Source organism: Flagellimonas eckloniae (assembly GCF_001413955.1).
Lineage (GTDB): Bacteria > Bacteroidota > Bacteroidia > Flavobacteriales > Flavobacteriaceae > Flagellimonas > Flagellimonas eckloniae.
The window spans coordinates 3,739,326-3,751,530 of sequence record NZ_LCTZ01000002.1; the positions used below are offsets into that span (position 1 = coordinate 3,739,326).

Below are 12,205 nucleotides of genomic sequence, written 5' to 3' on the forward strand. Positions count from 1 at the left end.
TTACGGGTTTGGAAGCAAGATGATAAAACAAAAACATGAGACACGGAAAAAAATTCAATCACTTAGGTAGAACAGCGGCCCATAGAAAGGCAATGTTGGCCAATATGGCCTGTTCCCTAATAGAACATAAAAGAATCAACACTACGGTTGCCAAGGCAAAAGCATTAAAGCAGTTTGTAGAGCCGTTGATTACCAAGTCTAAAGCAGAGAACAATCAGACTACCGAAAAAGGTACTCACAACAGAAGGATTGTTTTTAGCAACCTAAGAAGTAAGCATGCCGTTACGGAATTGTTCGGAACTGTAGCTGAAAAAGTTGGGGATAGACCCGGAGGATATACAAGAATCATCAAGTTGGGTAACCGTCTTGGAGATAACGCTGATATGGCGATGATAGAGTTGGTTGATTTTAACGAACTTTACAACGCTGGCAAACCTGCCAAGAAAACCACCAGAAGAAGCAGAAGAGGTGGAGGTAAAAAAGTAGAAGCAGCTGCTCCAGTTGCTGAAACAAAAACAGCAGATGATTCAGAAGAATAACAAGATGTTATTAACTATTAGATAATTGTAAAAAGGATAAGTGAAAACTTATCCTTTTTTTATGTTTTTTTGTCAAACTCGAAATTAAAAATCACAATGAAGTATCACTCAAAGAAAAAAGCACTGGTATTACTGGCAGATGGTACTGTTTTCTATGGCAAGGCTATCGGGAATAAGGAGGGAACAGCTGTTGGGGAAGTATGTTTCAATACAGGAATGACCGGGTATCAAGAAATTTTTACGGATCCATCTTACTTTGGACAATTAATGGTAACCACAAATGCCCATATTGGTAACTATGGGACCAATTCGGAAGAAGTAGAATCGGATTCCATTAAAATTGCCGGACTTATCGTAAAAAACTTTAGCTATGACTATTCTCGGCCAAGTGCAGATATGAGTCTATTGGATTTTTTGGACAAGAACGATCTTTTTGCTATTTCGGATGTTGATACAAGGGCTTTGGTGAGCTATATTAGGGATAATGGTGCTATGAACGCTCTGATTTCCACACGAGTGGATGAATTGGATGAATTAAAGAAAGAATTGGCAAAGGTACCAAGTATGGTAGGTCTGGAACTTTCCTCCAAGGTTTCTACAAAAGAGCCGTATTATTTTGGGGAAGAAAATGCAACCTATAAGATTTCTGCTTTGGATATTGGAATTAAAAAGAATATCCTTAGGAATCTTGCTAAAAGAGGGGCTTACATAAAAGTATTCCCATACAACACACCATTTACAGAATTGGAAAAATGGAACCCTGATGGATACTTCATTTCCAATGGCCCAGGAGATCCGGAACCATTGACCGAAGCTATCGAAACTACCAAGGGAATGATAGATTCCAACAAACCTTTGTTTGGAATATGTCTTGGGCATCAAGTATTGGCATTGGCAAATGGAGTTTCAACCTATAAAATGCATAACGGACATAGAGGGATAAACCATCCAATTCTTAATTTGGTGACAGGGAAGGGAGAGATTACCTCTCAAAACCATGGTTTTGCTGTAAATAGGGAAGAAACAGAGTCCAATAAAGATTTGGAGATTACGCATCTGCATTTGAATGATAATACCGTGGCAGGAATAAAAATGAAGGGCAAAGATGTATTTTCCGTTCAATATCACCCTGAAGCCAGTCCCGGACCACATGATGCAGATTATTTATTCGACCAGTTTTTTGAAGCAATCAAGACAAGTCGCAACTAAAACGTTATAGTTTATTTTTAGGTTATTATAAGGGTTTTATGAGCATTATCATAAAGCTTAGAAGGCCACCTTTTGTATATTTGTTAAATTAATTTCAATCATAAATTTTAAGTTCAAAATGAGCATTATTATCAACATTCATGCAAGACAGATATTAGATTCAAGAGGTAACCCTACGGTAGAGGTAGATGTAATTACCGAAAACGGAGTTTTGGGAAGAGCCGCGGTACCTTCAGGTGCTTCTACAGGAGAGCATGAAGCTGTTGAGCTACGGGACGGTGGAGATTCTTTTATGGGAAAGGGTGTTGGCCAAGCAGTGAACAATGTTAATACAACTATTGCCGAGGAATTGGTGGGGACATCGGTTTTTGAGCAAAATCATATTGATGAAACCATGATTGCTTTGGATGGAACTCCAAATAAATCAAAATTGGGTGCGAATGCCATTTTAGGGGTTTCCCTTGCAGCTGCAAAAGCCGCCGCAAATGAATTGGGCATGCCTTTATACAGATATGTTGGCGGTGTAAGCGCAAATACATTACCAGTACCCATGATGAACATTATCAATGGAGGTTCCCATTCAGATGCTCCAATTGCCTTTCAAGAATTTATGGTAATGCCGGTTAAGGCAAAGGACTTTAGCCATTCCATGCAAATGGGAACAGAAATCTTCCATAACCTTAAAAAAGTACTTCATGATAGGGGATTGAGCACTGCTGTAGGAGATGAAGGTGGATTTGCACCAACTTTGGAAGGCGGAACCGAAGATGCTTTGGATACCATTGCAAAGGCAGTAGCAAAAGCAGGATATAAATTAGGTGATGATGTAATGATTGCTTTGGATTGTGCCTCAGCAGAATTTTATGTTGATGGAAAATACGACTACACTAAGTTTGAAGGTGATAAAGGGGTTGTGAGAACTTCTGAAGAACAAGCACAATACTTGGCAGACCTTTGTGGAAAATACCCTATTATTTCTATTGAAGATGGAATGGATGAAAATGATTGGGATGGCTGGAAAATGCTGACAGATAAAGTTGGAGATAAAGTACAGTTGGTAGGCGATGATTTGTTCGTGACCAATGTAGAAAGACTTTCTAGAGGAATTGAAAACGGTATTGCCAATTCAATCCTTATTAAGGTAAACCAAATTGGAACATTGACAGAGACCATTGCAGCTGTAAACATGGCAAAAAATGCGGGATACACTTCAGTAATGTCTCACCGTTCCGGGGAAACAGAAGATAATACTATCGCAGATTTGGCCGTGGCATTGAATACAGGGCAGATTAAAACAGGTTCTGCATCAAGAAGTGATAGAATGGCCAAGTACAATCAATTGTTGCGTATTGAGGAGGAATTGGGAAGTACCGCATACTATCCCCAAGAAAAGGCATTCAAAATAAAGTAATAGATAATGATTTTTTAGCATAATAAAAGCCTTTCTAAATTGAGAAAGGCTTTTTTTTGTTTCAGTAAGAAAGATTAACTTAAGAAATTAAACCGAGCAAGATTAACTAGCAAAACTTACCTAATGAACAATTTTCTTTTTGTTGCCGCAGAAAATGATGCCTTGGCTAATTGTAAAGCTGGAGGAATGGGTGATGTGGTCAGAGATGTTCCCAGGCAAATTTCTCAGCGTGGTGATAAAGTTCACGTAATAGTTCCCTCATATAGTAGGCTTCACCAAGAAGGTCTATTTAAAACGAATTTGAATTTTTCACTTCGAGGTTTGACCTATACCGCGGAACTTTATGAAGTAAAACCAAAGAGAGAATATCCCAATATTGTTCATTATGTGCTACATCATCCAGAAATTGAGGCAGGGGACATTGCCCATATATACCATAATGATCCTGAAGAACCCTTTTACACAGATGCCATAAAGTACTTCATTTTTTGTACCGGAGTTGCCGAAGCTATAAAAAAAGGAGCTTTTGGAAAATTGGATATTATTCACTTGCACGACTGGCATTCCAGTTTGCTTCTTTTTTTACGGGAATACCACGGTGATTATAAAAACTTAAAGAAGATTCGAACGGTATACAGTATCCATAACTTGGCCATTCAAGGTATCCGTCCGTTTGATGATAATTATTCATCAGTAAGGAATTGGTTTCCCCATATAGAAATGGACTATATGGCCCTAATGGATTATCGATATCAGGATTGTATCAACTTAATGGCCGTTGGAATTCGTTTTGCCGATGCTGTACATACCGTTTCCCCATCATATAAGGAAGACATTTTGTTGCCAAGCTCTCCCCCAGAGTTTATTGGAGGGGAAGGATTGGAAAAAGATTTGCTTAAAGCCGATGAAGAAGGGAGGCTCTTTGGAATTTTAAACGGTTGCAATTACAAAAACATTAATGCGGAGGAAAGTGGATTTATCTATCGGAATACGGTAAAAGCTCTTTTTAGGTGGCTTCAAGAAGAATCAAAAAAATATAAAGCTGATTTCTTGGCCCATACCGGTGAAAAGATAATGGAATATGTAGATGTGCGCCCTAAATTCATAGTATCAAGCATAGCAAGATTGACCGAACAAAAGTTCTATTTTTTTAGACGCTCACCTGAAGCATTCGTAGAAATTTTGAAGAAACTGAAAAAGGTTGACGGTATTTTTATGCTTTTGGGTACAGGGGCTCCAGAATATGAAGAGCTTTTTAGAAAATTGAGTTACGAACACAAAAATTTCATTTTTACCAATGGCCAATCTGAAAGCCTAATAGATTCCATTTACTTGGAATCCGACCTATATTTTATGCCCAGTCTTTTTGAACCCTGCGGAATAAGCCAAATGTTGGCCATGCGTAATGGGAATCCTTGTTTGGTACATTATACTGGAGGATTAAAAGATACCGTTTCCCATATGAAGACAGGCTTCTGTTTCGATGGGGACACCTATGATGAGAAAATTAAGAGTATGCTTGATGGGTTCGATTTGGCCTTGGATATTTATAAAAACGATAAAACGACCTGGAAGAAAATCCAAGCCGCAGCCAAAAAAAAGCGATTTACTTGGAAAAAATCGGTGGACAACTACTATAAAGTGCTCTACAATTTTAAAGCTTCCTGATACTGTTTTATACTTAACAATTAATTATGTTTTTGCACAACTATAAATGTGCCCAGGAGATTGTTAATTGCTCCACTTTTTCGTAATTTTGCACCCTCTATTTTGTTAATCTTTTAAACCATACAATGTCTGATAAAGCAATACTTGAATATGAAGGTGAAAAATATGAATTCCCTGTTATTAAAGGAACAGAGGATGAACTTGCTATAGATATAAAAGCACTTAGGGCATCTAGTGGAATGGTTACCATTGACCCTGGGTATAAAAACACCGGTTCATGTGAGAGTGCTATCACTTTTTTGGATGGAGAAAAAGGAATATTAAGGTATAGAGGGTATTCTATTGAAGATTTAGCCGAGAAAGCTGATTTTCTAGAGGTGGCGTATCTTTTAATTTTTGGAGAATTACCAAATAAGGAGCAACTTGATACTTTTCATAATGATATCAAAGAAGAATCCCAGGTAGATGAAGAGATGAAAAAGATTTTGGATGGTTTTCCAAAGTCAGCACATCCCATGGGAGTGCTATCCTCTTTAACCAGTGCATTGGTAGCTTTTAATCCAACATCGGTAGACGTTTCTTCTGAAAGTGCAATGTACAGTTCTATAGTGCGCATCCTGGCCAAGTTTCCTGTTTTAGTAGCTTGGGCACAGCGAAAAAAGAAAGGATTACCATTGGATTATGGCGATGATACTCTTGGGTATGTGGAAAACATCCATAAGATGATGTTCAAAAAGCCAAACCAAGAGTATAAAAAAGACCCAATAGTGATTGACGCATTGGATAAACTATTGATTTTACATGCCGATCACGAACAGAATTGTTCCACATCAACAGTACGTATTGTGGGATCATCACATGCTGGTTTGTACGCATCTTTATCAGCTGGAATTTCAGCTTTATGGGGCCCTCTTCATGGAGGCGCCAACCAAGCTGTTTTAGAAATGTTAGAAGCCATTCAAGCAGATGGAGGCGATACAAAAAAATATATGGCTAAGGCCAAGGACAAAAATGACCCATTTAGGCTAATGGGCTTTGGGCATAGAGTTTATAAGAATTTTGATCCAAGAGCAAAGATTATCAAGAAATCTGCTGATGAAGTTTTGGGTAGCTTAGGAATTGAAGATCCAATCTTGGATATTGCAAAAGGCCTTGAAAAAGAAGCCTTGGAAGATGATTACTTTGTAAAAAGAAAGCTATATCCAAATGTAGATTTTTACTCAGGTATTATCTACCGTGCTTTGGGTATCCCTACGGAAATGTTTACGGTAATGTTTGCTTTAGGAAGGTTACCCGGTTGGATTGCACAATGGAGGGAAATGAGGTTAAAAGGAGAACCGATTGGAAGACCAAGACAGGTGTATGTAGGAGAAAATCTTAGATCTTTCGTTAACGTTGAGAAAAGATAGGGAAAGATCCCCAAACCATATTAGAAAGGCGATTTTTTTAGAATCGTCTTTTTTTTGCTAAAACTTTTCGGGGTTACCTTTTAAATTCACATTTAAGGATTTATCCATTGTATAGCATAGTTCCATTGCTTTAATATGGTAATATTGTTTTATTTCTGAAGTATTTTCCTTTTGAATCAAGCCTTTACTTTTTTCATATTCACTGTGCAGGAACTCGTGGGCATCAATGGTATTTAAATTTTGGATAGTGGAGTCCAATGAACGTTGGTATTTTTCCAAACTTAAATTCAGTTCCTCAAAAATTCCTTGATATTCATCAGTATAATCTTCCAATTTTGGATTCGAACGGGCTAAAAAATCAGCATCATTTATACAGTCTACATATTTTTTGGAATAATCCAGTCCATCACTTTTTTTTGAGTTTAACGACTTGGAAAAAGACAGCATATTAGGGAAAAGATTCTCAACGGTAAAACCCAAAACAATTAAAACGATCAAACTGAAAAGGAAAGTGTTTTTTTTCATCTTTACGTTTTTTCTTATTTTAAATGTAGTAATTAATTTATATAATTTCACACTTAAATATTGAATTTTTTTATAACTATATTGATTTTAAACATTTGAAAATCAAACAATTAAAAATGTAATAGTAAAATCCATAAAGGATGGTAAAATGCCTTAATAAAACTGATATTTTTTCTATTTAACTAAATGGAAAATCGTTGGCAAAGCATTAGATTTGCCATACAATTTTTGAGGATTTCCTCCAGTTCAAGGTATTTTATTGCCCCTTACCAATGAAGTAATCATATATGATGCAATTGCATATTTTAAATGAAACAGACCCTCTCAAAGCGGTCATTTTAGGTACAGCCAAAAGTTGTGGGCCAGTACCAAAACCTGAAGAAGCTTATGACCCTAAATCTTTGGAGCATATTCTAGCGGGCACATATCCTAAGGAAGAAGATATGGTAAACGAAATGGAAGCGTTTGCAAGAGTGTTCCAAAAGTATGGAGTTGAAGTATTTAGGCCTTCAATTTTGGAGAATTGTAATCAGATTTTCTCTAGGGACATTGCATTTGTCATTGAGGATAAATTATTTCACTCCAATATATTGCCCGATCGTGAAAAGGAATTTGATGCCATTCAACATATTTTGGATAAAATGGACCCAACTAAGATTGTCCGCCCTCCCGAAGAAGTGCATATAGAAGGAGGTGATGTCATGCCATGGAACGAATACATTTTTATTGGCACCTACACGGGTAAAGACTATCCCGATTTAATAACAGCTAGGACCAACAAGGAGGCGGTGGAATACATAAAGGCACAATTTCCGCATAAAAAAGTAAAATCCTTTGAACTCCGAAAATCAAATACAATTGCAAAAGATAATGCCTTGCACCTTGATTGTTGTTTTCAGCCGGTAGGGAGGAATAAGGCAATTTTGCATAAAAATGGATTTTTAATTGAGGAAGAATACCAATGGCTCGTTGATTATTTTGGGAAGGACAACATATTTGAAATTACAAAAGATGAGATGTATCAGATGTTCAGCAATGTATTTTCCATTTCCCCAGAAGTTGTTGTTTCAGAAAAAAACTTTACTCGTTTAAACAATTGGCTACGTGAAAATGGCTTTGTGGTAGAGGAAGTTCCGTATGCGGAGATTGCCAAACAAGAAGGTCTTCTACGCTGTAGTACTTTACCGTTAATTAGAGCATAAAAAATCGTTTCAATGCAAGTTACCAACACAATTTTAATGATTAGGCCTGTCAATTTCAGAATGAATGAGCAGACGGCAGTGAACAATTACTTTCAAGAGGAGTTGAACATAAAGAATGATGAAGTCAATGGTAAGGCCCAGAAAGAGTTTGATGATTTCGTGGCCAAGCTAAGAGACCATGGTGTGAATGTTATTGTGGTGGACGATAAAAAGGAAACGGATACCCCAGATTCCATCTTCCCTAATAATTGGATATCATTCCATGATAGCGGAACCGTATGTGTGTATCCCATGTTTGCCGAGAACCGAAGAAAGGAGCGGAGGGAGGATATTTTTGATACATTGGAAGAACATGGTTTTCGCGTAGATACTATTGTGGATTATACCGGTGCTGAGGAAGAAGGTATTTTTTTGGAAGGAACCGGTAGTATTTTAAAGGACAGGGTTAACCAGAAAGCATACTGCGCACTATCCGAACGTGCCCACGAAGAGCTTTTTATTGAGTTTTGTGAAGATTTTGATTGTTTTCCGGTACTATTTACTGCTAACCAGACCGTGGACGGGAAACGCTTGCCCATTTACCACACCAATGTAATGATGGCCATGGCCGAAACGTTTGCAGTAATCTGTTCCAGTACAATTGATGATAAAAAAGAGCGTAAAAATGTGCTTGAACATCTTAAAAAAGACGGTAGGGAAATTATTACCATTTCAGAAGAGCAGATGTATCAGTTTGCTGGTAATATGCTTCAAGTTATAGGTGCCAATGACCAACGTTTTATGGTAATGAGCTCAGCGGCATTTAAAAGCCTGAATCAAACCCAAATTGATGCTATTGAAAAGCACTGCCAAATTATTCACAGTCCTTTGGATACGATTGAAACTTGTGGCGGAGGTAGTGCCCGTTGCATGATGGCAGAGGTTTTTTTACCCAAGAATTAGGTTGTTTTCCCTAACTTGAATCAGGGTCTCACTTTTTGAAATTCCACAAAAAAATAGCTCCCATTGCAACCATAAAAAATGCAAAAGGGAGAGAGGTGATAATCAATAGTTTTTGCACCGCTTCGAGCACATTTATTTCTGGCTTTGCGTTACCCAATAAAATGATGGCCAATGTAGCCAACAGAATAAGAATTGACCATACTAACCGATGTTTTTTTTGTGGTTTAGGGTTCCCGTTATCTGTGAACATACTCAACACAAAAACCGCTGAATCTACTGAGGTGACCAAAAAACTTACCAATAACAGAATGGTGATACTATTTAATACTGAAGGTATGGGATAGTGTTCAAAAAACACAAAGATGGAGGAAAACACATTTCCAAATTCGTTGTTATAGCTACCCCAACTTTCGATGACCTCAAATGCGGAAGTACCAAACACAGAAAACCAAAAAAAAGTACCCAACGAAGGTAAAATCAATACACCCAATAGCATTTGTCGCAATGTTCGCCCTCTTGAGATACGGGCAATAAAAATCCCTGTGAAAGGCGCCCATGCGAGCCAAAAAGCCCAATAATAAAAGGTCCAATCCGTTAGAAAATCAATACCGGGATTATAGCTGCCTATAGCAAGACTCATGGGAATAAAGTCAATGATATAGTGTAGGGATGCCTTTCCGAAGGAAAGAAGAATTTCACCCATATTACTGGTTATAAAAACAAAACCCAGTAAAACCAGGGTCACCAGAATATTGAATTTTGAAATCTGTTTTATACCCTTGTCCACACCCAACCAAACTGAAATAAAGGCAATGACAGAGATAAGAATTGCCAGAAGTAGGGTGACGGAGACTCCTAAATCTACTTGAAACACATGATTAAGCCCGCCTGTAATTTGGGCCGTACCCAAACCCACAGCTGCGATAAGTCCAAAAACAGTAGTGATGATAGCCAAAATGTCTATGGTATTGGCTCGTTTCTTTCCCTTGAACTTTTCTGGAATGGAACTGCTTACCAATACTTTTTTGTGTTTTACAAATAATGCATGACCTATAACCAAAGCAAATAGTCCATAAAAGGCCCATGCCGTAAAACCCCATTGGTAAAAAGTAAATTCCAACGCCAAAATTTCATTGGAACTGTTGGAAGGAAATGGAGGATTTTGCTGCATAAAAACAGGTTCCTGTACCGCGCGTAGCAAAATACCGGCTCCCATTCCCGTACTATAGAGCATGCTGGCCCATGCCCAAGAAGAATGTTCAGGTTTTTCTTCTGGCCCACCCAATTTGAGTTTACCCCATGGTGAAAAGGCAATACCCAATAGTAAAAGCACACAACCCAGACCTAAATAGAGGTAGAAATATCCAAAATAAGTTCGTACCCAAAGCGATAGCTCTTCTATACTGCGGTAACTCGCTTCCGTAAAAAAGAAAACCAATACTGAAAAAAGCAGTAGGGTTCCCGTGGAGATTGATAGTAGTTTATTATGTTTTAGGAAATTAAAGATGGCTTTTAGTTTTAAAACTCTTTGTCATTTCGAAGGTACTGAGAAATCTTAATTTATGTCATTTCGAGCGCAATCGAGAAATCCATGAGTTGTTTTGATTTCTCAATCAATGCTTTGCATTTCATTTCGAAATGAAAAGTTGGTTGTTGAAAAGTGACAATAATCACTCCCCTTCAACTACAAACTCGCGTATGGCTTTGTTGGGTTCCATAATGGTATAGCCTTTCCAAAACTCTGGATTATAAGAAGATAGATAGGTGGCTTTTACGGTTTCATCTTCTTCCAAAGCTTCAAAATTGGTTTTGGGCACCGCATTTGAATCAAAAACTACAAATTCAAATTTTTCGGTATTGTAGTTAATGATATCCAAGGCAAGGGACAATTCATTTTGTTTTCTTCGACCCTTTACATATTTGTTCTTTTCAATCACTTTTAAAGGTCTGTCCACACCCATTTTTCGGCCAAAAGTGAGGTTCATGAATTTAAGATCGTACGTGTTTTTTCCATGCTTGGAAAAAACGGTACTACCCGTATATTTCTGTTCACGATAGCTAAAACCAAGCAGTTTAATGCTACGTAGCGGTTTTACATTTTCATAATCCATCCGTATAATGGCAAAATCCTCAATATTTATAAAAAGTTGTCCTTTAAAATCAGCTCCGCCTTTTGGCACAAACCCTATGACGTATACGCCTTGATTTTCAAGCTCGGAATACCCCAACAGTTCATATTCATACCGATTCAGCTTTTTGGCTACATCCAATTTGGACTTTTTTCCAAAAAATTGGGAATGGATTTCTTTCAACACATATTTGCGGTTGCTTAGAAAATCATTTTTCTTCGGTTTGTCAAATTCCTCTTCCAACGCCTCGGCATCTTCCTCAGCGTCAAAAATGGAATCCAATTGTACCTTTTCCCCAAAAATGCCCGATTTTATCTTTAGATAAGAATCTGGTTTTACATTGGCCTTAAATATAGCCTCCATTTTATCGGAAAGCGCCTCCATGGAACCTTCGTTGCTTTTATCATACAATTCCGCCGCTTTTATGATTTCCAATTTGTTTTCCTCGCCATTTTTGTAATAATCTCCTAAGGTTTCTGTATAGTAGGATGCGCTTTTGGGAAGGATGGTAATAATACTATCAATCAACTTTTTGTTCAATTCTTCAATCGTAGATTTCTTAAATTCTATGTCCAACCGCTGCATGGTATTGAAACTGGATTGTCTTAAAAAAAATCGTTGTTTTAAGGGTTCTTTGTTATAATTATAAGGAAGTCGCTCTTCAACACGCTCCATGATTTCGTCCACACTTAGTTCTTTATCAAAAAGGCAGACTCCACTTAGCTCGATTGCCTTTGGATTTATAGGAATAATACTGTCTTGCAATTGTTGCAGCGTAAAACCTCTTTTTTCATAACCCATTGAGGTTATATAAATGGAATCCAAACTAACAGCTCCCTCATCTATAACAAAACTAAAACGTCCTTCCTCATTGGTAATAACCCCTTGGTGTTCCCCATATTGAATTGTTGCATAGGGAATGCCTTTTTGCGTTTTGGCATCCACTAATTTGGAGCTAACGGTTTGTGCGGTCAGGGAATGACATAGTACCAAAAAGAGGCAGAAAGTAAGTAAAGGCTTTAGTAAAGACATGGATTTATTTTTATACTATTCTCTTTTACAAAGACAACATAAATGGTAAAAAGGTTGCTTTTGAATAGACGAATGTTAAATGGATTTGTAACAAGGATTGTTCCATAGGTGGGTTTTTTACAGATTCTAGTGTATATGG

10 protein-coding genes are annotated in these 12,205 nt (G+C 37.5%); 7 read left to right on the top strand and 3 right to left on the bottom strand.

The window, feature by feature from the left end:
• Positions 1 to 35 precede the first annotated feature (35 nt).
• From rplQ to AAY42_RS16220, 5 genes are all read left to right on the top strand, one after another.
• Positions 36 to 539, top strand: a complete 504-nt coding sequence (gene rplQ, locus AAY42_RS16200) for a 50S ribosomal protein L17 (RefSeq protein WP_055397089.1) — start codon at positions 36 to 38, stop codon at positions 537 to 539.
• Positions 540 to 635: 96 nt separating this feature from the next.
• Positions 636 to 1,748, top strand: coding sequence for a glutamine-hydrolyzing carbamoyl-phosphate synthase small subunit (gene carA, locus AAY42_RS16205; RefSeq protein WP_055397091.1), 1,113 nt, complete (start codon positions 636 to 638; stop codon positions 1,746 to 1,748).
• A 118-nt stretch (positions 1,749 to 1,866) separates the two neighbouring features.
• The gene (gene eno / locus AAY42_RS16210; protein WP_055397093.1) at positions 1,867 to 3,159 is read left to right on the top strand and encodes a phosphopyruvate hydratase; all 1,293 of its coding nucleotides are present in this window, start codon (positions 1,867 to 1,869) and stop codon (positions 3,157 to 3,159) included.
• Positions 3,160 to 3,282: 123 nt separating this feature from the next.
• Positions 3,283 to 4,827, top strand: coding sequence for a glycogen synthase (locus tag AAY42_RS16215; protein ID WP_055397095.1), 1,545 nt, complete (start codon positions 3,283 to 3,285; stop codon positions 4,825 to 4,827).
• Positions 4,828 to 4,952: 125 nt separating this feature from the next.
• A complete protein-coding gene (locus AAY42_RS16220; RefSeq protein ID WP_055397097.1) occupies positions 4,953 to 6,236 on the top strand; it encodes a citrate synthase in 1,284 nt (427 codons plus the stop codon).
• Positions 6,237 to 6,293: 57 nt separating this feature from the next.
• On the opposite strand, the gene AAY42_RS16225 is transcribed toward AAY42_RS16220, so the two are convergent.
• Complete coding sequence (locus AAY42_RS16225) at positions 6,294 to 6,761, bottom strand: hypothetical protein (protein WP_055397099.1); 468 nt, start codon at positions 6,759 to 6,761, stop codon at positions 6,294 to 6,296.
• Positions 6,762 to 7,048: 287 nt separating this feature from the next.
• Here AAY42_RS16225 and AAY42_RS16230 point away from each other — a divergent pair, with 287 nt between their 5' ends.
• On the top strand, positions 7,049 to 7,963 hold the full coding sequence (locus AAY42_RS16230) for a dimethylarginine dimethylaminohydrolase family protein (protein ID WP_055397100.1): 915 nt from the start codon (positions 7,049 to 7,051) through the stop codon (positions 7,961 to 7,963).
• A gap of 12 nt (positions 7,964 to 7,975) precedes the next feature.
• Positions 7,976 to 8,905: a citrulline utilization hydrolase CtlX gene (gene ctlX, locus AAY42_RS16235; RefSeq protein WP_055397102.1), complete on the top strand. Its 930-nt coding sequence runs from the start codon at positions 7,976 to 7,978 to the stop codon at positions 8,903 to 8,905.
• 28 nt (positions 8,906 to 8,933) lie between these two features.
• Here ctlX and AAY42_RS16240 read toward each other — a convergent pair whose 3' ends face one another.
• Positions 8,934 to 10,412, bottom strand: coding sequence for a BCCT family transporter (locus tag AAY42_RS16240; protein ID WP_082433473.1), 1,479 nt, complete (start codon positions 10,410 to 10,412; stop codon positions 8,934 to 8,936).
• A 163-nt stretch (positions 10,413 to 10,575) separates the two neighbouring features.
• Positions 10,576 to 12,066, bottom strand: a complete 1,491-nt coding sequence (locus AAY42_RS16245) for a peptidase associated/transthyretin-like domain-containing protein (RefSeq protein ID WP_055397105.1) — start codon at positions 12,064 to 12,066, stop codon at positions 10,576 to 10,578.
• Between the last annotated feature and the right edge of the window lie 139 nt (positions 12,067 to 12,205).

Coding starts and splice junctions, on each gene's coding strand:
- AAY42_RS16230 (WP_055397100.1), top strand. CDS start 7,049: ATGATGCAATTGCATATTTTAAATGAAACAGACCCTCTCAAAGCGGTC.
- AAY42_RS16215 (WP_055397095.1), top strand. CDS start 3,283: ATGAACAATTTTCTTTTTGTTGCCGCAGAAAATGATGCCTTGGCTAAT.
- AAY42_RS16225 (WP_055397099.1), bottom strand. CDS start 6,761: ATGAAAAAAAACACTTTCCTTTTCAGTTTGATCGTTTTAATTGTTTTG.
- AAY42_RS16220 (WP_055397097.1), top strand. CDS start 4,953: ATGTCTGATAAAGCAATACTTGAATATGAAGGTGAAAAATATGAATTC.
- carA (WP_055397091.1), top strand. CDS start 636: ATGAAGTATCACTCAAAGAAAAAAGCACTGGTATTACTGGCAGATGGT.
- AAY42_RS16245 (WP_055397105.1), bottom strand. CDS start 12,066: ATGTCTTTACTAAAGCCTTTACTTACTTTCTGCCTCTTTTTGGTACTA.
- rplQ (WP_055397089.1), top strand. CDS start 36: ATGAGACACGGAAAAAAATTCAATCACTTAGGTAGAACAGCGGCCCAT.
- eno (WP_055397093.1), top strand. CDS start 1,867: ATGAGCATTATTATCAACATTCATGCAAGACAGATATTAGATTCAAGA.
- ctlX (WP_055397102.1), top strand. CDS start 7,976: ATGCAAGTTACCAACACAATTTTAATGATTAGGCCTGTCAATTTCAGA.